We start from the raw sequence: 20,527 nt of genomic DNA on the forward strand, positions 1-20,527 counted from the left end.
TCGCCAGCCGTATATGTAACTGAAACACAACGGCCCACCAGAAGGCGGGCCGTTGGTAGGCAATCAGGCGACGGATCAGTCCTGACGGCTGGTGACTTCCAGCAGGTGATAACCGAACTGGGTTTTCACCGGACCTTGCACGACGTTGATTGGCGCGCTGAAGACCACGGTGTCGAATTCCTTGACCATCTGGCCAGGACCGAACGAACCCAGATCACCGCCCTGACGGCTGGACGGGCAGGTGGAGTTGGCTTTGGCGACATCGGCGAAATCAGCGCCGCCTTCGATCTGGGCCTTGAGTTCGTTGCACTTGTCTTCGCTGGAAACCAGGATGTGGCGGGCAGTGGCTTTAGCCATGGGGAAACTCTCCAATCTATTTCAGTAAAGTGTGGAGCCTACCGGATTCAGTGGGCGAATTCTCGGCAAAGTTCCGTTCGATTGTCCGTGGCTTTGCTCAGAGATTCGCGGCGTGCAGACGTTCGGCGTGTTCAACGTACAGTTCAATCGGGTCGGGCAGGGTAGTGATGGTGCTGTCTGTGCGGCGCAGGCTGCCCAGATGGTCCAGCGGATAGTCGGAGCGGATAACCTGCCCCAGATGAGAACTGAAGCGGCCGACGAAACCGTCATTCTGCTGCGTCTCGGTCATGAAGTATTGCGATAGCGCATGGCAAATGTTCCGTGTCGGATCGAGTGTTGAAGGACTGTGAGCCGGCAGCACGCCGCTCCATGAGTAATAACGCACACCATTGACTAGCGCCGCGCCTTGGCCGCCCCAGCTCCCGGGCAACCCCTGAGGAAACTTGTCGTTGAAATCGCCCACTCCTTCTGTCGTCAGGGCATGGAGTGCTGCCAGTGCGTTTTGCGGCAATCTCGCATTGCCGCTGAGCAACGAAAGAAAGTTGCCAAACAGGGTCGCCACATTCTGTGCGACCGCCTCGGGCAGTCGCCCAGGCACTAGCGCCTTGCGCAGAAAGTCAGCCAGCTCCGAGCCATGGTTTGGGCCACTGACGGAGGTCACCGAGGCGACGGCGTGTGGTGCGAGCGCGGCAGCGTAGCGAGCAGCCAATGCGCCCTGGCTGTGTCCAATGAGATTGACTTTGTCAGCACCTGTGCCCCGCAAGACACGATCAATCTGTGCGAGCAGTTGTTCACCTCGTATTTCGTTTTTATGGGTGGCAGAGAGGTGCGGAACAAACACTCGGCTGCCGCCGGCTTTCAGCGCGTTCTTTACGTCATGGAACAGCTCGAAATGACCGATGCGCTCAAATCCGAACAGGCCGTGTACCAACAGGACGGGATAACGAGTTGAAGCATTCCGTTGCATGTTCTTACCTTTTTCGCAGAAGTTCATCGGGGAGTCCGGGGGCCACTCTAAAACACTCATCCCGTTGACGAAGTAAGAAGAGGCTTCTATTGGCCGTTGAATATGGACTAGGGGTTGTAAGAATTTTCAGATACTTATGAAATCCGAATCGGAAGTTGCGGCCGTCTTTCACCTGGTTGATAGCAGTTCTGTGCAGTTTGCCTACCCAGCTGGAGGCTTTTGCCGGGGGCCTGCGGCGGATCGGGCTGACATCGAAAATGTGAGAGCGCGCGTTAAATGTTGGCTGTCGACGCCGTCCACCGATACGGCGTTTTTTCCAAGGAATGGAGCCACTAATGCACACGCATGAAGTCGAGTTTTGCTACCGGATGCGCCACCCCGTCAGTCCCTGTGTGGCGAGCGAACTGCTGCCAGCAGCGATCCTCGATTGTCTGGAGGGGGCGGTGCTTGACCCTTCTCTTGGCAGAGTCGTTGCCCGTATTGCCCCTTATGCAAACATGGCCTGTGGCGATCAGTTGCTGTTGAGTTGGGACGGTCTGGATATAGAGGGCTTCGCTTATCAGCATGAAATGGTGCGCTATGTCAGCGAAGCCCAGGTCGGCAAGGATGTCGTATTCGTTATCAAAGGCATGCACATCGCCGCACTGGATGGCGGTTCGCTGGAGGTTCACTGGAAACTGCTCAGTGCAAGCTCATCAGTCCCAGCGTCATCTGCACGCGTGCAATTGTCTGTGGGAGATACACGGCCGCAGCTGCTTGCGCCAATTGTCGAGGGGGCGATAGCGGGAACACTGGATCCGCAGCGGGTGACAGAAGGCACGCTTATCGTGCTCCAGCCTTACGCCCGCATGGCGGTGGGGGATCGTGTCACATTGCTGTGGGGCGCCGACGCATTGCCGGCGACGTTCAGCGACAGCCTGAAAGTCGAATCCTTTGCTGTCGCTGACGTGCTGTCATTCTGGGTTGACGGGGCGCATATCGCTGCACATCTCGGTGGTGAGGTGTCGGTGCGCTATCGAGTGGAACAGTCCGATGGCGCGGTTCGAGAATCCGAGTCGGCAATAATCCTCGTCACTCCGTTCCTTCGTGGTGAGCTGGAGACTCCCGACGTGCTGGAGGCTGAAGATGGCGTGTTGCTGAAAGAAGACTCAGTCGATGGTGTCACCGTCGTGATCGGTAATGCCCGGACGCAGGAAGGTGAGCTGGTTTATCTCAAGTGCGACGGCGATCTTTTCAATCATCGGGATGACCGTGAAATTACACGGGAAACGGCGGGAAAGCCGCTGATCTTTATCGTGCCGCACCGATTCTGGCGTGAGCACGATGGCACGACCGTGCGGGTAGCCTACACAGTTGAGCGTCTGGACGATGTCAGTCAGGACTCGGCTGCCACACCGGTGCGAGTAGAGGCGTAGCGGGATCGACCAGCCCTCCGGTTTGCCATGAGTCCGGAGGGTTGGTCTGGAAGTCAATCTTTGGCGTGTTCGGCGAGGCGCTGGGCGGCGGCACGCAGCAAGTGTTCTGTTGCGCTGAAACCGAGGCAGCCATCGGTGATTGAAACCCCGTAGCGCAAGGATTCGGTCAGCGGTTGGCAGCCTTCGAACAGGTGAGATTCAATCATCATGCCGATCAGCGCGCGGTCACCTTGCAAGCGCTGCTCAAGCACTTCGTTGAAGACGCCTGGCTGACGCAATGGATCCTTGCCACTGTTGGCGTGGCTGCAGTCGACCATGATTCGGCTCGGAATCTTCAGTCTGTCCAGATCAGCGTGGATTTTTGCCACGCTCTCGCGATCATGGTTCGGCCCTTTGTGGCCCCCGCGCAGTACCAGATGAGTATCGGGGTTACCTGACGTTTGAATGATGGCCGGATGACCTTGGCTGTCGACGCCGAAATGCCGGTGCGGATGGGCGGCCGAACGCATGGCGTCAACCGCAATGGCGCCGCCGCCGTCGGTGCCGTTCTTGAAGCCGACCGGCATGCTCAGTCCACTGGCCATTTCACGGTGGATCTGCGATTCAGTGGTGCGCGCGCCAATGGCCACCCAGCTCAACAGGTCATCGAAGTAACCGGCGGCCATCGGTTGCAGCAGTTCTGTGGCCACCGGCAAGCCGAGGCGGATCATTTCCAGCATGAGTTCCCGCGACAGGGTGAGACCGCCAGCCATGTCATCACTGCCGTCCAGATGCGGATCGTAGGCCAGGCCCTTCCAGCCGACCGTGGTACGCGGTTTTTCGACATAGGCGCGCATCACCAAGAGCATTTCGCCGCTGACTTCTTCAGCCAGTCGAGCGAGCTTGCCGGCGTACTCAAGTGCGGATTGGGGGTCGTGGATAGAGCAGGGACCGACGATGATCAGCAGACGCTGATCCTGGCCATTGAGAATGGCGCGGACCGCTTGGCGATGGGCGGCGACTTGCTTGCTCAGGGCATTGCTCAGGGGCAATTGCTGTTTGAGTTGCAACGAGCTGGGTAGATGCAGAGTCAATGCTTCGTTGGCAGGGTTCAGGGTGGACAGTGGCAGAGCAGAAACGGACGAGTTCATATTCGGTCTTCCTGGGCTGGCGGCGGGTTCGTCCCGCGCGCTCGGCCCTATTGGGGTGTTCGACAGTTGGCCGTATTGGCTATATGTGTGTGCTTGCCACCTGTAGGTGACCGATCGGAGGCGGCAGGCTGTCCCGAGCGGAAGCTGGTAAATCGCCAGGCGCTAAAGCTGTCGTAACGGTAATAAGTGGCGTAGTTCATTTCGTGAATCCTCAAAGTGTCTGGTGTGTTGCTGAAAAATCAGGGGCTGAAAAAACAAAACCCCCGGTCGGGAGGCCGACCGGGGGTTGAGAATTCTCTGGTAGGCGACCCGTTGTTATGGGCGCCGTTTGGGTATCAGGCGCGCCAGTGGCTAAACCAATACCCAAAATAAAAGCTGACCGGAGCACAAACGCCATTCACCCGGGCAGCCGCAACCGAGCGCAGGGCGCTGGCGGTACGAAGCTGTGAGAGGGCGTTGAACATGGTCTGTCTCCGATGAATGCGCCGAGCTTACTAGAGGCCGATACGCCTCAGCAATCAGAAATTGCTATCGCGTAATCAACAAAACGCCTATTGCCAGGCGCACGCAAGAGTGGCGACACTCTGGGTTTTGCCTGATTACCAAGGATGAACCGTGTCGACACTGACCATTGCTGCTGCCCAGATGATTTCCATTGCCGGTGACCTTCCCGGGAACATTGTCCGACATTGCCGCTTCATTGAGGCAGCAGCGGAGCAGGGTGTTGAGTTGCTGGTTTTTCCCGAATTGTCGCTGACAGGCTATGAAGGACAGGACGCGGCGGCATTGGCGATTGCCCCGCAAGATGCTGTGCTGCGTCGCCTGAGGGATTTGGCCCGAGAGCGTGGGGTGACTGCCGTTGTCGGTATGCCTATCCGGTTGGAGGGCAGTTTGTCGGTGCTGATCGGTGCCCTGGTGCTGGGCGCTGACGGCTCTCTCGGTGTTTACAGCAAGCAGCATTTGCACACGGGCGAGGAGCTTGTTTTTGCACCTGGTTTCGGTGGCCCGACCCTGAATATCGCCGGGAGCGTCGTGGCGTTGGCGGTGTGCGCGGATTTCACGCATTCCAGTCATGCTGCGACGGCCGCAGATAAGGGCGCTGGCTTGTACGCCGCCGGTGTTTTGATCAGCGAGAAAGGCTATGCGGCCGACACGGCGATACTTCAAGGCTACGCTCGGCAACACTCGATGGCTGTGCTGATGGCCAATCACGGTGGGCTGACGGGCGGGTGGCAATCTGCGGGGCGCAGTTGCATCTGGTCTGAGGATGGTTCATTGATTGTCGCAGCAACGGGGGCTGGGGATCTTTTGGTTGTCGCCCGACGTAACGAAGGTGTTTGGCAAGGGGGAGTTGCTCCTGTTGCGCAAGCCCAATGACATTCCAGTTACGGCTTGCGGTTCTGGAAGATCTGCCTTTTGCCCGCGATCTCACCTGTCAGAACATGCTGCGCTATTACATTCACCATGACTTGTTATGGCAGGACGAAGCGTTTGACGTAGCGTGGCCGGGGCGGCAGAACTGGCTGATAGTGCAAGGTGATGTGCCGGTGGGTTTTCTCAGCCTCAGCCGGGACATGCGCGCGCTGTACATTCGTGAATTGCAGATTGCTGAAGCGTTTCAGGGGCGAGGTGCGGGTTCCTGGGCGATTGATCAGGTTATCGGCATGGCCCGCAAAGAAAGACGCCCCGCTTTACGCCTGACCGTATTCGACAATAATCCGGCGAGAAACTTGTATGAAAGAAAAGGCCTACAGGTTCGGGGCACGGATGAGTGTTTTCTGCGAATGCAGCTTGATATAAGTACATGTGTGCTCTGAAACCCACGGCCGGCAAGCCCTCAATGACGAATTGAAACTTTTTAAATGACGCTTTCCGCTAGGTCTGTGGGGGACTTTTTGCTAAGGTGTCCGGCATCCCAATATGACCATATCGCGAGGTGTCTGCTTGATTAGGGTGCTAGTGGTCGATGACCATGATCTCGTTCGCACAGGCATTACACGTATGCTGGCCGATATCGATGGCTTGCAAGTGGTTGGCCAGGCCGAATCCGGGGAAGAGTCCCTGATCAAGGCCCGAGAGTTGAAGCCCGATGTGGTGCTGATGGACGTCAAGATGCCTGGCATCGGCGGCCTGGAAGCCACGCGCAAACTGTTGCGCAGTCATCCGGATATAAAGGTGGTCGCAGTAACGGTGTGTGAAGAGGACCCGTTCCCGACACGCTTGCTGCAGGCTGGTGCTGCGGGTTATCTGACCAAAGGCGCGGGCTTGCCGGAAATGGTCCAGGCCATTCGCCTGGTATTTGCCGGCCAACGCTATATCAGTCCGCAGATTGCCCAGCAATTGGCGATCAAGTCCTTCCAGCCGTCCAACGACTCTCCCTTCGATGCCTTGTCCGAGCGGGAAATTCAAATCGCCTTGATGATTGTCGGCTGTCAGAAGGTACAGATCATTTCCGACAAGTTATGTCTGTCGCCGAAAACCGTGAACACCTATCGCTACCGTATTTTCGAGAAGCTTTCGATCAGCAGCGATGTCGAGTTGACACTGTTGGCGGTTCGTCACGGCATGGTTGATGCCAGCCTCTGACCATGACTGAAACATTCGATTCCGGCGCTTTTCTGTCGACAGTCAGTGGGCGCCCGGGCGTCTATCGCATGTTCGACAGCGATGCGCGCCTGCTGTACGTGGGCAAAGCCAAGAACCTGAAAAAACGCTTGGCCAGCTACTTTCGCAAAACCGGTCTGGCACCCAAGACCGCCGCGTTGGTCGGGCGCATTGCGCAGGTCGAAACGACCATCACCGCCAACGAAACCGAAGCGCTGCTGCTTGAGCAAACGCTGATCAAGGAGTGGCGGCCGCCGTACAACATTCTGTTGCGCGACGACAAATCCTATCCCTATGTGTTTCTGTCCGACGGCCAATTCCCGCGCCTGAGCATTCATCGCGGGGCGAAAAAAGCCAAAGGCAAATATTTCGGCCCCTATCCGAGCGCCGGCGCCATACGCGAAAGCTTGAGTCTGCTGCAAAAGACCTTCTTCGTTCGCCAGTGTGAAGACAGCTACTACAAGAACCGTACCCGTCCATGTCTGCAATATCAGATCAAACGCTGTAAAGCGCCTTGCGTCGGGCTGGTCGAGCCCGAGATTTACGCCGAAGACGTGCGCCACTCGGTCATGTTTCTTGAGGGGCGTAGTCACGCGCTGACCAACGAACTGTCGACGGCGATGGAAGAGGCTGCGATCAACCTGGAGTTCGAGCGAGCCGCCGAGTTGCGGGATCAGATAGCGTTACTGCGCCGGGTTCAGGATCAGCAGAGCATGGAAGGCGGCACGGGGGACATCGACGTCATTGCGGCATTCGTCAATCCGGGCGGCGCCTGCGTGCATTTGATCAGTGTCCGTGGCGGGCGCGTGCTGGGCAGCAAGAATTTCTTCCCGCAAGTTGGAATCGAAGAGGATGTGTCGGAAGTCATGGCCGCGTTTCTTGGCCAATATTTCATCAGCAGCCCTGAGCGCGATTTGCCCAGCGAACTGATCGTCAACGTTGTGCATGAAGATTTTCCGACGCTGATCGAAGCGATCCATGAACTGCGTGGCCGCGAATTGACCATCAGTCATCGCGTGCGTGGTACGCGTGCGCGCTGGCAGCAACTGGCGGTGACCAACGCAGAACAGGCGTTGGGCGCACGTTTGGCCAATCGTCAGCACACGGCCGCGCGGTTTGAAGCCTTGGCCGAAGTGTTGAACCTGGATGAGCCGCCGCAGCGTCTGGAATGCTACGACATCAGTCATTCCAGTGGTGAGGCCACGGTTGCTTCCTGTGTGGTGTTTGGCCCGGAAGGCGCGATCAAGTCGGACTATCGGCGCTACAACATCGAAGGTGTCACGGCGGGTGACGACTATGCCGCCATGCACCAAGCCCTGACGCGACGTTTCAGCAAACTCAAGGAAGGCGAGGGCAAGTTGCCGGACATCTTGCTGGTGGACGGTGGCAAGGGTCAGTTGTCGATGGCTCGCGATGTTCTCAACGAGCTGGCCGTGCCGGATCTGATTCTGCTCGGCGTCGCCAAAGGCGCTACTCGCAAGGCGGGCTTCGAAACGTTGTATCTAAATGATGCGGCGCACGAGTTCACCTTGCGTGGCGACTCGCCGGCGCTGCACTTGATTCAACAGATCCGCGATGAGGCGCACCGCTTCGCTATTACAGGACACCGCGCACGTCGTGGCAAAACCCGCCGTACGTCAACGCTGGAAGGCGTTGCGGGCGTCGGGCCGACCCGGCGTCGTGATTTGTTGAAACATTTTGGTGGATTGCAGGAGCTGTCTCGTGCAAGCATCGAAGAGATCGCCAAAGCCCCGGGGATCAGTAAAAAGCTCGCAGAGTCGATTTATGCAAACCTGCATAGCGAGTAGAATGCCCCTTCACCTCGTAGCCAGTTGTGCCGATGAATATCCCTAATCTGATTACCGTTCTACGCGTCCTGCTCATCCCGATCTTCATTTTGCTGTTTTATCTGCCTTACCAGTGGAGTTACATGGCGTCCGCCTCGGTGTTTGCCTTTGCGGCAGCGACGGATTGGCTGGACGGTTATCTGGCCCGCCGTCTGGAGCAAAGCACGCCGTTCGGTGCGTTTCTCGATCCGGTCGCCGACAAACTCATGGTCGCAGTGGCACTGGTGCTTCTGGTCCAGGAACACGGCAATCTCTGGCTCACTCTGCCGGCTGCTGTCATCATCGGTCGCGAGATTGTGGTGTCGGCCTTGCGTGAATGGATGGCCGAACTCGGTGCCCGTGCCCACGTAGCCGTTTCGAATCTCGGTAAATGGAAAACCGCCGCGCAGATGCTCGCGTTGGTGATCCTGCTGGCCAATCCGAAGGACTTCAGTTTCTGGGTTATCCTGGGTTACGCGTTGCTGATGGTCTCTGCTGGGCTGACATTGTGGTCGATGGTTCAATACCTTCGCGCAGCTTGGCCGCACCTGAAGACCGATGTTGAAAAGAAATAAAACTTTTTTGAATCAAGGGGTTGACGGAGCTTCTTAATTCTATAGAATGCGCATCACCAAGCGGGAATAGCTCAGTTGGTAGAGCACGACCTTGCCAAGGTCGGGGTCGCGAGTTCGAGTCTCGTTTCCCGCTCCAATTTGTACAGTGTTTGTTGTTGTGCTACTGACAGCAGATGCTTTGAGGCCGAGTAGCAAAATGGTTATGCAGTGGATTGCAAATCCACCTACGCCGGTTCGATTCCGACCTCGGCCTCCACTATAAACAAGCTCCGTAGATCCATGATTTACGGAGCTTTTTTATTTGCACTGCGCTGCAAGATTTAGTCTTGAAAAACGGCCATTGCGAACTTGCTTCACCGGGAAGTGATGTATATATTTCCCGCACTGCTGTTCAAGGTTGGATCCTTTCAGGATCGCTACCGTGCAGCAGAAGACAGCAACACCGCGCTACCGCCCGAATGGCGAAACTGGTAGACGCATGGGACTTAAAATCCCCCGCTCGTAAGGGCGTGCCGGTTCGATTCCGGCTTCGGGCACCATCTTGAATCAAGGGTTTGCGGGCGAAAGCTGATGCAAGCCCTTGTTTGTTTCTGGGTTAGCAATCCAGGTCATAAGCGCGCCGGAATTGGCGCACCCACACTCCTTGGGCTTTAGGTAAAGGAAAGGGAATCCGGTGGCTACAATCGGCAGGTTGCAGGGCGTTCCGAAAAGATGCCCGGACGTAGCCGGGCTTGTATGGAAAAATTCAGCGCGAGTCCACTTCTTTCGAAGAGCGAGATGAAGATCGTTCACTTCGTCTCTTAAGCCAGCTGAAGAACGCGTGCATCGGGTGCAGGAAGGCGGCAAGCACGCCGATGAGCATGATGATGAAGATGGCAACAAGCGGGATGCTTTCGTGCGAGAACATGGTGGGTTACTCCTGTAGTCACTATGTCGGAACCCGCAGCCTAGACGCATCGAGCCATGTTTTCGATGAACGTATGTTCATCCTTCCGTGCCTCATCTGTGCTACAGCGAGGCTCAGCAGATCGGCGGGATTCAGTCCACGAGAATGTTCGGACAGTGCCGCGTTGCGCCATGAATATCAAAGGCCTGCATGAGTTTTCTCATGCAGGCCTTTTTCGTGCCTTGCAAATACGCACTGCTAGACGAATGCTTGCCCGCTGAATCCACGAGGCAAGCGCTGAAGACCGGCCATTGTTGTCAGGCGGTCGATCCATTCTGCGCGCCAGTTCGCGGCGCCGTGCGAGGCTTTGGCCTGACGAGCCATTCGGCGAGTGGCGTTGCGCTGATCCTTTCGTGCCTGTTTGTAGGCATCGGTATTGCGGCAACTGCGGCATTTCACACGATTGAGTTCGCGGCTTGCCGAAAGTTGTTTGCCTTGGTGCCCACAGGCCAGATGCCCGTCGACGTTGAAATGGATAACCATCACTGTCTCCTTTGCGACATGTATGAGTTTTGACAACTCATGCACAGCGCCGTTCGGCGCTTGGACTCAGGCAAAAAACACCCGCATGCGGGCGGGTGGGAGGATTGCTGTCCATAGAAGTGATTTCACTGTAGGCGTGCAGATGCGGTCGTCAGGTCAAAAATGCAATCGCTGGAGAAGTAACCAGAACAGGCGCACGTGCGCGCGGTGACCGACGTGTCACCGCTTGGAGGCAAGTTCCTGAGATCGTGGCGAAGTCAGAAGTTATCTGAACCTAGGCAGTGGCCGATCAAGGGGTTTGAGCGCAGATAGCGTATTGCGAATCAGCGGAGCATCTTTTTCGATGTCGTTCAGCCGGTCACGTATGCGTAGGGCGGTAGGGTGTCCGCCTTGGTGATCGACCCAGTCGGCGATCTCTTTGCAGGCGGCCGCGAGGCGCGCTTGCCGAGCGTCGAGCAAGGTGAGGAGGGTGGTGATGGACTCTTTTTCGGACATGGAACACCTCCGTTCTATGAAACCTGAGCTGCAGCAAACAGCCCGCGTGTTGCGAGCCTTCTGCCGTGGGGCGCTGCTCCTTCAGCTGATTTCAGTATAGACCCGCTTCTGATCGGCATCAGACGGAAGACTGGCGGGCCGGTGATGGGGAGCTGGCTGCGTTGAGGCGTTTGCATTCACGTCGAGCGTCCTCTTCCGCGTCAAAGCCATCGCCGATGAAACCGCCAGTGCGTGTATCGCAGATGCGAAACCAGCTACACGCATCGGCTGGATCATGCCGACTGTCTCCGGCGCGTCGACCATAAATGGTGATCTTCTTGCAACGCTTCACGACGAAAATGTCTTCCATGGCGTCACCGCAGCTGATTCGTGTCAGATCAACTATAGAAGCCCTTGGCAAACGTGCAAAAAATAGACAGCTCAGCTCATCGGTTTCCAGCGCCAGCCTTCGCGGTGCCAGGTCAAATCATGGCTTGGGTTTAACGCCCGTAGAAATGCCTGATCGTGGGAAACCACGACAATCGCTCCAGGAAATGTCCGCAAGGCTTGTTCGAAAGCTTCCACTGAAGCCAGATCAAGATGATTGGTGGGTTCATCCAGCAGCAGTAATTGCGCAGGCGTCTGGCGCCACAGCGCCAACGCAAGTGCAGCTTTCAGTCGTTCACCACCACTGAGGGCAGCGCAAGGCCGGGTGGCACGTTGCGCATCCAGTTGCAGTTGAGCGAGGAAGGTGCGCAACGTGCCTTCGCTCAGAGGCGTTTGCTGTGCCAGCAATTGATCAACAATGGATGTATCGGGATCCAGCAGTTTCAGCTGTTGATCGAGAAAGGCAAAAGGCACATGCGTGATGCACTCGCCGCTCATGGGTGCCCACTCGCCAGCCAGCAATCTCAACAGCGTTGATTTGCCGCAACCGTTAGGACCGCTGACAACGATGCGCATCGGCCCTTGAATGGCGAGATCAAGTCGAGTGCTGAGCGCATCTGCCGGCAACCATGGCAAGCAGGCGTTGATCAGCGTGCTCACCCGGCGGTTATTCGGAACCACACTGCCCGGTAGATTGATCAGCACGCTGTCGTCCGTCAGGACATTGGCGTACGCCTCACGAACGCGCTCATCCAGATCGGATTTACGTGCCTGATGGCCGACCTTTACGTGTCCCACGATGTCCCGCGCGGCCGCTTTCATCGTCGCCCGTTCGAAGCCAGAAGCGTTGGCAGTTTGCGCATTGCGCCGGCTGCCAGCCGCGTGGCGCTGAATCGTATCGTGCTCGCGCTGCAGTCGCGTACGTTCGCGCTGACGCTCGCTGCGAGCCTGATCAAGTTGCGCCTGCGCCGCTTGTTGATGTACTCGGCGATGCTCGGCGAATTCCGAAAACCTGCCGCTGAAAATGGTTGCCCCCAGAGGCGTAAGTTCGACGATTCGCTGCATGTGTTCCAGCAGTTGCCGGTCATGGCTGACGACAATCAGCCCGCCATGCCAGCGATCAAGCGAGCTCATCAGCCATTGTCGACCGGCGGTGTCGAGGTGATTGGTGGGCTCGTCGAGCACCAGCAATTGCGCCTGCCTCAACAGCGCACCGATCAGGGCAATTCTGGCTTGCTGACCACCGCTGAGGTGTTCCGTCAGATCCGCAGCATTGATGTCGGCCAACCCGGCATCATCGAGCATCTGCCGCAAGCGCTCCGCCAGATCCCAGCGTTCGCCGATCAAGTCGAAATCTTCGGTTATGGCACAGCCGAGTTTCAGTCGTTCCAGCGCGCTGAAAACTGTGGCCGTCCCTGTCGCGTCGGCTACGGTTTGCCCAGATGTGGTGATGAAGGTTTGTGCAACGTAGTGTGCAGAAGTCGAACGTATCACGCTGCCGGAAGTGGGTTGCAAATGCCCGGCGATCAAGCGTGCGAGCACACTTTTGCCAACACCATTGCGCCCGACGATAGCGGTCGGTTGACCATCGAAATTGAGGTTCAGGGCTTCGAACAGTGTTGCGCCGTTGGCGAACTGAAAACCCAGTTGATTCAGGGAAACGAGTGTGGTTGTACGCGAGACGTGAGTCATCGGCACCTCGAAAAAATGTCGTGAAAACTGACAAGCGCCTGAGGCGGCGTGTCGCGATTACATTTTTAGAAGGCTGAGTTGTTCACTTCTGCGGTCGTCCGAAAGAGGGGAAGGTGGCTAGCCTAGATGGCGCGGCGCAGCAGATCAAGGCACGTCGGTCATTTCGCTCATTCGCTCAAGAAACATCGCCAACGCCACTTCCTCGGCACGCAAGCCCTTGCGCACGCGCGGACGTGGCAGTTCAGCGAGGGCGCCGAGCATGAATTTTTCTACCACGGCGGGGTGGATGTAGCATTTTCGGCAGACCGCCGGGGTGTTGCCCAACTGCTTGGCGACGCCTTTGACCATCTCTACCACATGCCGTTTGGCTTCGGTCTCCGACTCCCATTGCAACTCGCGCAACACCGCCAGAGCCAAAGCGCTACCGGCCCAGGTGCGGTAATCCTTGGCGGTGAAATCGGCGCCGGTCAGGGTTTGCAGGTAGGCGTTGACGTCAGAGGAGCTGACAGAGTGTCGCTCGCCGTTTTCATCCAGGTACTGAAACAGGTTCTGTCCCGGAATCTCCAGGCAACGCTTGATAATCCGGGCCAGGCGTCGATCCTTGACGGTGATCTGATGCTCAATGCCGCTCTTGCCGCGAAACTGGAACAGGATCGCGCTACCGTTGACCTCGACATGTCGGCTACGCAGGGTGGTCAGGCCGTAGGAGCGGTTGTCGCGGGCGTATTGCGTGTTGCCAACGCGGATCAGCGTGGCATCGAGCAGGGTGATCACCGTAGCCATGACCTTGTCGCGACTGAAGCCGGGCGCCGCCAGCAGCGCTTCCAGTTGCTTGCGCAATTTAGGTAACGCCAGACCGAACTCGCGTAGCCGCGAATACTTGTCGGCATCGCGCACTTCGCGCCAGCGCGCGTGATAGCGATATTGCTTGCGGCCACGGGCATCACGCCCGGTGGCTTGCAGATGACCGCGCGGGTCGGGGCAGATCCACACGTCGGTATAGGCTGGCGGCACCGCGAGGGCATTGATGCGTTTGATTTCGTCCGGATCGTTGATGCGTTGGCCCGAAGGTTCGAAATAGCTGAACTTGCCACGCAATTTTTTGCGGGTGATACCGGGCTGGGTGTCATCGACGTAATGCAGGTCGGATGGCAATTCGGCGATCAACTCGGTGTCGGGCATGGCGGTTTCCTTCGATGGCGCGGCGGTCTGTAAAACGATTGACCGCACGCCATCGCCGTCGTGCCGAATGATTCAGGCGAGGACCGCGACCGCTTTGATCTGCGCCCACAATCGCTGGCCCGCGTGCACGCACAATTGATCTCTGGAATAACGCGTGATGCGCGCGAGCAGCGGGGTGCCGCCCGCATCGAGACGAATCAGCACGTGCGCGGCGTTGTCGGCTGATTGTTCACTGATCACTGTCACCGGCAGTCGATTAAGAATGCTGCTGAACTCGCTGTTCTGCAGGGTCAGGCTGATATCCCGGGCGTGTACTTTGCAACGCAGTGTCTGGCCGACCTTCATCGGTGCATGTGTTACGCGAATGCTCATCTCGGTGGCCGGCAGTTGCAGGCTCAGGAGCTGATATTGCGCATCGTAAGCACTGACCTGGCCTTCAATGATCACACCCGCGTCATCGCCCATCGCCATCGGCAGGTCGAGGCGCGCGAGGGTTTCACCGATCGGGCCGCTGGCCAGCGCTTTACCTTCGCTGAGTAACACCAGATGGTCCGCCAGCCGCGCAACTTCGTCCTGCGCATGGCTGACGTACAACAGCGGAATTTCCAACTCGTCATGCAGACGTTGCAGATACGGCAGGATTTCACTTTTGCGCTGGCTGTCGAGAGCGGCCAATGGTTCGTCCATCAACAGCAGTTTCGGGCTGGTCAGCAGCGCGCGGGCGATGCCGACGCGCTGGCGTTCGCCACCTGACAGATGCTGAGGATGGCGCTCTAGCAAATGACCGATGCCCAAGAGTTCGGTGGCCTGCGCCATGTCGACCCGACGCTGGGACTTGGCGATGCGCTTGAGGCCGAATTGCAGATTGGCCAACACCGACAGGTGAGGAAACAGGCTGGCTTCCTGAAATACATAGCCGAGCGCGCGTTTATGTGGCGGGACGAAAATGCCGTTGCCGCTGTCCTGCCAGACTTCGTCGTTGATCTGGATAAAGCCCTGTTCGGCGCGTTCTAGCCCGGCGATGCAACGCAGGCAGGTGGTTTTACCTGAGCCGGAATGCCCATAAAGCGCGGTCACGCCGCGTCCCGGCAAGTTCAGGTCGACGTCGAGGTTGAAACCCGAATAAGCAATGTTCAGACGTACATCAATCATCAATCAGCTCCAGCCTGCGCGGGTCTTGCGGCTGGAGTACAACGCCAGCAACACCAGAAACGAGAACACCAGCATCGCCCCGGCCAACCAGTGCGCCTGGGCATATTCCATCGCTTCGACGTGGTCGTAGATCTGTACGGAAACCACGCGGGTCTTGTCGGGAATGTTGCCGCCAATCATCAGTACCACGCCAAATTCACCAACCGTATGTGCGAAGCCAAGAATAGCTGCGGTGATAAATCCGGGGCGCGCCAGTGGCACAATCACGCTGAAAAATGTGTCCCAGGGATTGGCGCGCAAGGTCGCGGCCACTTCCAGAGGACGGGTGCCGATCGCCGAGAACGCGTTTTGCAACGGTTGCACCACGAACGGCATGGAATAGATCACCGAGCCGATCACTAGCCCGGTAAAGCTGAAAGTCAGGGTGCCCAGGCCCAGCCATTGGGTGAACTGGCCGAGAAAACCGTGCGGCCCCATCATCAGTAACAGATAGAAACCTATTACGGTCGGTGGCAGTACGAGGGGCAGGGCGACGATCGCCCCAATCGGGCCGCGCAACCACGAGCGGGTACGCGACAACCACAGGGCAATCGGAGTGCCGATAACCAGCAGGATCGCGGTGGTCAGGGACGCCAGTTTCAGGGTAAGCCAGATCGCCGCGAAATCGGCACTCGTCAGCGACATTTTAGAGCTGGTAACCGTAGGACTTGATCACCGCAGCGGCTTTCGGGCCTTTGAGGTATTCAACCAGTGCCTTTGCAGCGGCGTTGTCTTTGCCTTTATTCAGAATGACCGCGTCCTGTTTGATCGGGTCGTGCATGCTCGCAGGGACGATCCATGCCGAACCGCTGCTGACTTTGCCGTCCTTGTAGATCTGCGACAGGGCGACAAACCCCAGTTCGGCGTTGCCGGTGGAGACGAACTGGTAAGCCTGCGTGATGTTCTGGCCTTCAACGATCTTGGCTTTGGTGGCTTCGGCCAGTTTGAGTTTTTCCAGCACTTGCGTGGCGGCCAGGCCGTACGGCGCCGCTTTCGGGTTGGCGATGGACAGGTGCTGATACTCGTTGTTTTTCAGCACCTCGCCTTTGGCATCGACATAACCTTCTTTCGCCGACCACAACGCCAGGGTGCCAATGGCGTAGGTGAAGCGCGAACCTTTGACGGTGTCGCCTTCTTTTTCCAGTTTCTCCGGGGTGGTGTCGTCAGCGGAGAGGAACACTTCAAATGGCGCGCCGTTCTTGATCTGGGTGTAGAACTGGCCGGTGGCGCCGTAGGCGGCGACCAGTTTGTGCCCGGTGTCTTTCTCGAAATCGGCGGCGATGGCCTGGATCGGCGCGGTAAAGTTGGCTGCCACCGCCACCTGTACTTCATCAGCCTGAACAGTGCCGATGGCGAAGACGGCGAGCAATGAGGCCAGGCAGGTAGGGGCAAAACGTGATGCGCGAGTGGTCATGTAACAGCTCCGTTGTTGGCGGGTGCAGAGGGCAGTTGTTGTTGGAGGTGGAGGTGGACTGCGCCGATGCGAGGGTGTATTCGCTATATAGAGAAATATATAGCGAAATACCGCCAAACAGGAAGTGTTGGTTAAAGCCAAAGTGAGGATGCTTGAATCCTCACTCCGTTTAGCGTCACTGGCGAGTGAGTTTTGCCAATGCACCTTCGGCCAATTGCCGGGTCAGTTCAGCGCTGCCGATGTCTTGGCCGAGAGTGAATGCCTGACCCGCCCAGAGGTTGGCAAATTCGGCTTCGTTGATCGCTCGCAATGGCATCAGTGCACCACCGGCCAAGGGAAATGCAGGTGCCGTCGGCGACATCGGACCCAGCTCACGCATGACGCGGTTGAGAATACCCCGCGCTGGTCGCCCGGTAAAAATATTGGTGATCGCCGTTTCGCTCTCTTTGGCGGTGCGCAGCGCTTTGTGGTGAGCTGCGCTGACTTTCGCTTCCGGCGTGAACAGATAGGCTGAGCCGACCTGTACTGCCGAAGCGCCCAGCAAGAACGCCGCCGCCACACCGCGAGCATCGGCAATCGCCCCGGCAGCGATCACCGGCACTTTCACCGCATCAACCACCTGAGGCACCAGGGCAAACGTGCCGACCTGACTGCTCAGATCATCACTGAGAAACATGCCGCGATGCCCGCCGGCCTCGTAGCCCATGGCGATAATCGCGTCGCAGCCGTTCTGTTCCAGCCAGATCGCTTCATCGACCGTCGTGGCCGATGAGAGAATTTTCGCCCCGGTTGCCTTGACCCGCTCGAGCAAGGATTTCTCTGGCAGACCGAAATGGAAGCTCACGACTTCAGGTCGAAACTCTTCCAGCACTTCACAGGCTGCCGCATCAAACGGTGCCCGATTGGACACCGGAGTCGGTGCAGTGAAATCCACGCCCAGTTCGCGGTAATACGGTTCCAGCAAATGCTTCCAGTCACTTGCACGTTGCTCATCGGCCGGCGGTGGCTGATGGCAGAAGAAGTTGACGTTGAAGGGCTTGTCGGTGTGCTGGCGAATGGTGTTCAGCTCTTCGCGCAATTGCTCGAGGCTCAGCATCGCTGCCGGCATCGAGCCCAGGCCACCGGCATTGCACACGGCGATTACCATGGACGAATTTGTCGCGCCGGCCATCGGGCCCTGGATGATCGGCAGTTCAATGCCGAGCAGGTCAAGAATGCGCGTGTCTGGCCATTGGCTCATGAAGGCGGTACTCCAAACTATGAAAGGCAAAGCCGGTTTTTTAGCAGTAAAAGCGGATCCGCAGCCAGTTCGAAATTCAGAACAACCCGTGCAGTTTTTCAGCGTCGATGAAATCCACCACCGCCTCCGCCGCCAAACGAGTGATTCATGAATTGCGAGGAGTTGTGAAAATTGTTGGTGCGCTGGTTGCCGAAATTGCGTGCGGCGGATTCACGGTTGAGGTTCTGCAACTGCGCATTGTTATTGACCGGTGCCGTGCGAGTCGCGCCGCCCCCGACCATCGATTGCCAGCCGTTGTCGGTCTTCTTGTACACGTTGCCGTCGTGTCCCGCGTAGACGTTGTCGCCCACGCGTGCCGCACCGCCATTGCGCCCGCGAACACCGCCATATTGAGTGGTGTTGCCGGTGTTGGGGTTGTACACGGCACCACGATTGGCGGTGACCTGCGTGCCGTTACGCGCATTGCCGGCGGTAACGCGTTCGCCGGCAATGGCGTCGCCGTTTGGCCCGACTGCCACGCCACTGCGCCCTGCTGCGTAGTTGCCGGTGTAGACGTTATGCACGGCACCGCGTTGACCGGCAGCCGCGACGCCAGTGCGTGAGTTATAGGAAGAACCCACCTGACCGGCCCAGCGATTCCCGGTCCAGGCGTTGTACCCAGCGCCCGAGCGACTGACCGTCGCGAGATTACCCCACTGATGGTAGATATTACCGGTGGTACCGGCCCAGCCACCCGGACCCCAGGCCACCGCGCCACCGCGATAACCGTAAGCGGCGCCACCCCAGGCCAGTGGCGCCGGATACAGGTGCGGTCCCCAGGCGTAACCCCAACCGTAATTGCCCCACCACGGGTACGCGCCCCAACCCCAGCCCATCGCCACGGTGCTGCCGCCCCAGCTCCAGCCGAAACCGAAACCGAAGGTCCAGCCCGTCCACGGCGTGTAGCGAATGGCGACGCCGAAACCGTAAGTCACCGGCGCGCCATACCAGACGCCGCCCACCCAAGGCGTGTAGGGATAACCGGTGCCATACACCACGACGCCCGTGGCCGGATCCAGATTTGAACCCTGATAACCCGGCGTGTAGCCGACCACCACGGTATCGCCGCTGGACTCGTAGACTTTGACGTAGGTGAGGTAATGCATGGGCGAACTCGGTGGGATCGAATAGATCACCGCCGGCACCGAGCTGGCCACAACCCAGGGGCCGGTCACGGTAGTGGCAGTGAACCAGATACCGTTTTCCACCGCGTACCAACTGTCGTTGTCGACACGGATGATGGGCGTGGCGCTGTTGACCACATATTGCAGGGTTGTCGTGTTGATAGCCTTGAGCTGCGGTTCGCCATCGAATTGTGGCGTGGTCATTTTCACCGCGCTTTTTTTGATCGCCGACGTCTGTGGAATGGTCGCGGCAATCGCCGCTTCCTTGGCTTGCGGGGTGCCGGCAACCGAGGCTTTGACGTTTTCTTTCGGGCTGTCGTCGGGGATTTTGGCGAAATCTGCCGGAAGCTTGTCTGCAGGGGTGAACGTCCACGGGCCATTCATATCGGTGGCGCGAAACCAGCGCCCGGAGATCAGCACATAGCTGTTCTGGTCACCGATTTCCTTGAAGATGTGCCCGGTGGTATTGCTGACATACAACAAGCCTGTGCCCTGAATCGGCGACCATTGCACCGCGCCGTCAGTGACCAGCAATTCAGTCGGCGTGGTCGCGACGAAAATCTTTGGCTGTGGTGGCTTGGCAAGGCTGGGGACCTTGTCTTTCGGGTCGCTTTGTCCGGTCAGCAGATCCGCTTGCCGGCTCTGAATGGCGGTCTGCTTGGCTTTCTCCAGTTCTGTCGGCGGTGAGGCCAGGCGCGTGTAGGCACCATCGAGCTGGTCGGCGACCATCCAGCCATCGAAGACGTGCAGATAATGTTTGCCTTGCGCGTCCTTCAACAATAGCGGTCGCGTGTTGATCACCCGCTGCAGCGCAGTACCCTCTACCGGTCGGTAGGCCGCATCGCCATCGATATAGACGAGCAGGGCGGGCACGTCGGAACTGATGATGGTCGGCGGTGTGTTTTCCAGGGGGGCGCTGTCAGCTTTCTGCTCGGCGGACAGTACACCGACGGCCGCTTCGAGTTGATCCAGCGAGATGGTTTTCTTGCGGTTCCCGGCATCTTTTTGCAGTGCCGCGACCCATGTGTTGGCTTGACTGGCATCGGCCGGGAAGTCGGCTTTGATGATCTTGTACTGATCCAGCGCGACCCAGCGTGTGGTCTTGTCGACCAGCGTATGCGCGCTGAATTGCACGATCCCGTAGGTCGATTTGCCATCGGCAGCGGTGGCTTCGACGGCTGCGCGAGCATTGAGGGTGTAGCCGTCCCAGCTGTCGAGTTGCGGTTGGTACACCGTCAGTTTCGCCTTGCCGCTAGTGATGACTTGCGGCCAGGCCGGCTCGCTCGGAGCCTCGCTGGCTGGCGCCGCCCAGGCACTGCCGAATGTCAGCAGGCACAGCATCAACATCGCGAAGAACGAGCGCGGGTAAGACATTGTCAGCTCCATCGACAAAGCGGTTTCTGAAGAAATAACGGCGAAACCACGACCGTCGAAAAAGCATAGTCGCCCGCCATGGAAATACTCGGTGGATTCGCCGATTG

20 protein-coding genes and 3 tRNA genes are annotated in these 20,527 nt (G+C 58.1%); 9 read left to right on the forward strand and 14 right to left on the reverse strand.

Going from position 1 to position 20,527, the window contains the following annotated elements; translation table 11 throughout:
- Positions 1 to 75 precede the first annotated feature (75 nt).
- Entirely contained in the window at positions 76 to 357 is a 282-nt protein-coding gene (locus ACOYXE_RS06060; protein ID WP_160058220.1) for a peptidylprolyl isomerase, read from the reverse strand.
- Between the two features lie 97 nt (positions 358 to 454).
- On the reverse strand, positions 455 to 1,324 hold the full coding sequence (locus tag ACOYXE_RS06065; protein WP_160060105.1) for a lipase family alpha/beta hydrolase: 870 nt from the start codon (positions 1,322 to 1,324) through the stop codon (positions 455 to 457).
- Positions 1,325 to 1,659: 335 nt separating this feature from the next.
- On the opposite strand from ACOYXE_RS06065, the gene ACOYXE_RS06070 reads away from it, so the two are divergent.
- Positions 1,660 to 2,739, forward strand: coding sequence for a hypothetical protein (locus ACOYXE_RS06070; protein WP_460928202.1), 1,080 nt, complete (start codon positions 1,660 to 1,662; stop codon positions 2,737 to 2,739).
- 53 nt (positions 2,740 to 2,792) lie between these two features.
- Here the strand turns inward: ACOYXE_RS06070 and ACOYXE_RS06075 are convergent, their stop codons facing one another.
- Complete coding sequence (locus ACOYXE_RS06075) at positions 2,793 to 3,869, reverse strand: 3-deoxy-7-phosphoheptulonate synthase (protein ID WP_460928204.1); 1,077 nt, start codon at positions 3,867 to 3,869, stop codon at positions 2,793 to 2,795.
- A gap of 615 nt (positions 3,870 to 4,484) precedes the next feature.
- On the opposite strand from ACOYXE_RS06075, the gene ACOYXE_RS06080 reads away from it, so the two are divergent.
- The 8 genes from ACOYXE_RS06080 (at position 4,485) to ACOYXE_RS06115 (ending at position 9,413) form a co-directional block, all read left to right on the forward strand.
- Positions 4,485 to 5,246 carry a carbon-nitrogen hydrolase family protein gene (locus ACOYXE_RS06080; protein ID WP_460928206.1) on the forward strand — a complete coding sequence of 254 codons (762 nt, stop codon included), beginning with the start codon at positions 4,485 to 4,487 and terminating at the stop codon, positions 5,244 to 5,246.
- Complete coding sequence (locus ACOYXE_RS06085) at positions 5,243 to 5,686, forward strand: GNAT family N-acetyltransferase (protein WP_460928208.1); 444 nt, start codon at positions 5,243 to 5,245, stop codon at positions 5,684 to 5,686. The genes ACOYXE_RS06080 and ACOYXE_RS06085 overlap by 4 nt, the downstream gene beginning before the upstream one ends.
- A gap of 127 nt (positions 5,687 to 5,813) precedes the next feature.
- A complete protein-coding gene (gene gacA, locus ACOYXE_RS06090; protein WP_016984198.1) occupies positions 5,814 to 6,455 on the forward strand; it encodes a response regulator transcription factor GacA in 642 nt (213 codons plus the stop codon).
- 2 nt (positions 6,456 to 6,457) lie between these two features.
- Positions 6,458 to 8,281, forward strand: a complete 1,824-nt coding sequence (gene uvrC / locus ACOYXE_RS06095; RefSeq protein ID WP_460928211.1) for an excinuclease ABC subunit UvrC — start codon at positions 6,458 to 6,460, stop codon at positions 8,279 to 8,281.
- Between the two features lie 32 nt (positions 8,282 to 8,313).
- Complete coding sequence (gene pgsA / locus ACOYXE_RS06100; RefSeq protein ID WP_007950102.1) at positions 8,314 to 8,874, forward strand: CDP-diacylglycerol--glycerol-3-phosphate 3-phosphatidyltransferase; 561 nt, start codon at positions 8,314 to 8,316, stop codon at positions 8,872 to 8,874.
- Positions 8,875 to 8,934: 60 nt separating this feature from the next.
- Positions 8,935 to 9,010, forward strand: a tRNA-Gly gene (locus ACOYXE_RS06105).
- Positions 9,011 to 9,056: 46 nt separating this feature from the next.
- Positions 9,057 to 9,130 (forward strand) — tRNA-Cys (locus tag ACOYXE_RS06110).
- Between the two features lie 196 nt (positions 9,131 to 9,326).
- Positions 9,327 to 9,413: transfer RNA gene (locus tag ACOYXE_RS06115), tRNA-Leu, on the forward strand.
- 206 nt (positions 9,414 to 9,619) lie between these two features.
- On the opposite strand, the gene ACOYXE_RS06120 is transcribed toward ACOYXE_RS06115, so the two are convergent.
- The 11 genes from ACOYXE_RS06120 to ACOYXE_RS06170 all read right to left on the reverse strand — a co-directional run bounded on the left by ACOYXE_RS06120 (position 9,620) and on the right by ACOYXE_RS06170 (position 20,420).
- Positions 9,620 to 9,781 carry a hypothetical protein gene (locus ACOYXE_RS06120; RefSeq protein WP_174244458.1) on the reverse strand — a complete coding sequence of 54 codons (162 nt, stop codon included), beginning with the start codon at positions 9,779 to 9,781 and terminating at the stop codon, positions 9,620 to 9,622.
- A gap of 237 nt (positions 9,782 to 10,018) precedes the next feature.
- Entirely contained in the window at positions 10,019 to 10,303 is a 285-nt protein-coding gene (locus ACOYXE_RS06125; protein ID WP_160058205.1) for a hypothetical protein, read from the reverse strand.
- Positions 10,304 to 10,567: 264 nt separating this feature from the next.
- The gene (locus ACOYXE_RS06130) at positions 10,568 to 10,798 is read right to left on the reverse strand and encodes a hypothetical protein (protein ID WP_007912278.1); all 231 of its coding nucleotides are present in this window, start codon (positions 10,796 to 10,798) and stop codon (positions 10,568 to 10,570) included.
- Positions 10,799 to 10,916: 118 nt separating this feature from the next.
- On the reverse strand, positions 10,917 to 11,147 hold the full coding sequence (locus ACOYXE_RS06135; RefSeq protein WP_160058203.1) for a hypothetical protein: 231 nt from the start codon (positions 11,145 to 11,147) through the stop codon (positions 10,917 to 10,919).
- A gap of 71 nt (positions 11,148 to 11,218) precedes the next feature.
- Entirely contained in the window at positions 11,219 to 12,856 is a 1,638-nt protein-coding gene (locus ACOYXE_RS06140) for an ATP-binding cassette domain-containing protein (protein WP_460928214.1), read from the reverse strand.
- A 144-nt stretch (positions 12,857 to 13,000) separates the two neighbouring features.
- A complete protein-coding gene (locus ACOYXE_RS06145; protein WP_160058199.1) occupies positions 13,001 to 14,038 on the reverse strand; it encodes a DNA topoisomerase IB in 1,038 nt (345 codons plus the stop codon).
- A gap of 72 nt (positions 14,039 to 14,110) precedes the next feature.
- On the reverse strand, positions 14,111 to 15,190 hold the full coding sequence (gene modC / locus ACOYXE_RS06150) for a molybdenum ABC transporter ATP-binding protein (protein WP_460928217.1): 1,080 nt from the start codon (positions 15,188 to 15,190) through the stop codon (positions 14,111 to 14,113).
- Between the two features lie 3 nt (positions 15,191 to 15,193).
- On the reverse strand, positions 15,194 to 15,874 hold the full coding sequence (gene modB, locus ACOYXE_RS06155) for a molybdate ABC transporter permease subunit (RefSeq protein ID WP_160058195.1): 681 nt from the start codon (positions 15,872 to 15,874) through the stop codon (positions 15,194 to 15,196).
- A gap of 1 nt (position 15,875) precedes the next feature.
- Positions 15,876 to 16,643 carry a molybdate ABC transporter substrate-binding protein gene (modA, locus tag ACOYXE_RS06160; protein ID WP_160058184.1) on the reverse strand — a complete coding sequence of 256 codons (768 nt, stop codon included), beginning with the start codon at positions 16,641 to 16,643 and terminating at the stop codon, positions 15,876 to 15,878.
- A gap of 175 nt (positions 16,644 to 16,818) precedes the next feature.
- Positions 16,819 to 17,883, reverse strand: coding sequence for an NAD(P)H-dependent flavin oxidoreductase (locus ACOYXE_RS06165; protein WP_160058182.1), 1,065 nt, complete (start codon positions 17,881 to 17,883; stop codon positions 16,819 to 16,821).
- Positions 17,884 to 17,981: 98 nt separating this feature from the next.
- Positions 17,982 to 20,420: an autotransporter gene (locus ACOYXE_RS06170; protein WP_460928219.1), complete on the reverse strand. Its 2,439-nt coding sequence runs from the start codon at positions 20,418 to 20,420 to the stop codon at positions 17,982 to 17,984.
- Between the last annotated feature and the right edge of the window lie 107 nt (positions 20,421 to 20,527).

This window comes from Pseudomonas sp. MC6, assembly GCF_054790575.1.

Coding starts and splice junctions, on each gene's coding strand:
- ACOYXE_RS06060 (WP_160058220.1), bottom strand. CDS start 357: ATGGCTAAAGCCACTGCCCGCCACATCCTGGTTTCCAGCGAAGACAAG.
- ACOYXE_RS06145 (WP_160058199.1), bottom strand. CDS start 14,038: ATGCCCGACACCGAGTTGATCGCCGAATTGCCATCCGACCTGCATTAC.
- ACOYXE_RS06125 (WP_160058205.1), bottom strand. CDS start 10,303: ATGGTTATCCATTTCAACGTCGACGGGCATCTGGCCTGTGGGCACCAA.
- modC (WP_460928217.1), bottom strand. CDS start 15,190: ATGATTGATGTACGTCTGAACATTGCTTATTCGGGTTTCAACCTCGAC.
- ACOYXE_RS06140 (WP_460928214.1), bottom strand. CDS start 12,856: ATGACTCACGTCTCGCGTACAACCACACTCGTTTCCCTGAATCAACTG.
- ACOYXE_RS06170 (WP_460928219.1), bottom strand. CDS start 20,420: ATGTCTTACCCGCGCTCGTTCTTCGCGATGTTGATGCTGTGCCTGCTG.
- ACOYXE_RS06085 (WP_460928208.1), top strand. CDS start 5,243: ATGACATTCCAGTTACGGCTTGCGGTTCTGGAAGATCTGCCTTTTGCC.
- modA (WP_160058184.1), bottom strand. CDS start 16,643: ATGACCACTCGCGCATCACGTTTTGCCCCTACCTGCCTGGCCTCATTG.
- pgsA (WP_007950102.1), top strand. CDS start 8,314: ATGAATATCCCTAATCTGATTACCGTTCTACGCGTCCTGCTCATCCCG.
- ACOYXE_RS06070 (WP_460928202.1), top strand. CDS start 1,660: ATGCACACGCATGAAGTCGAGTTTTGCTACCGGATGCGCCACCCCGTC.
- ACOYXE_RS06120 (WP_174244458.1), bottom strand. CDS start 9,781: ATGTTCTCGCACGAAAGCATCCCGCTTGTTGCCATCTTCATCATCATG.
- modB (WP_160058195.1), bottom strand. CDS start 15,874: ATGTCGCTGACGAGTGCCGATTTCGCGGCGATCTGGCTTACCCTGAAA.
- uvrC (WP_460928211.1), top strand. CDS start 6,458: ATGACTGAAACATTCGATTCCGGCGCTTTTCTGTCGACAGTCAGTGGG.
- ACOYXE_RS06165 (WP_160058182.1), bottom strand. CDS start 17,883: ATGAGCCAATGGCCAGACACGCGCATTCTTGACCTGCTCGGCATTGAA.
- ACOYXE_RS06130 (WP_007912278.1), bottom strand. CDS start 10,798: ATGTCCGAAAAAGAGTCCATCACCACCCTCCTCACCTTGCTCGACGCT.
- ACOYXE_RS06075 (WP_460928204.1), bottom strand. CDS start 3,869: ATGAACTCGTCCGTTTCTGCTCTGCCACTGTCCACCCTGAACCCTGCC.
- ACOYXE_RS06065 (WP_160060105.1), bottom strand. CDS start 1,324: ATGCAACGGAATGCTTCAACTCGTTATCCCGTCCTGTTGGTACACGGC.
- ACOYXE_RS06135 (WP_160058203.1), bottom strand. CDS start 11,147: ATGGAAGACATTTTCGTCGTGAAGCGTTGCAAGAAGATCACCATTTAT.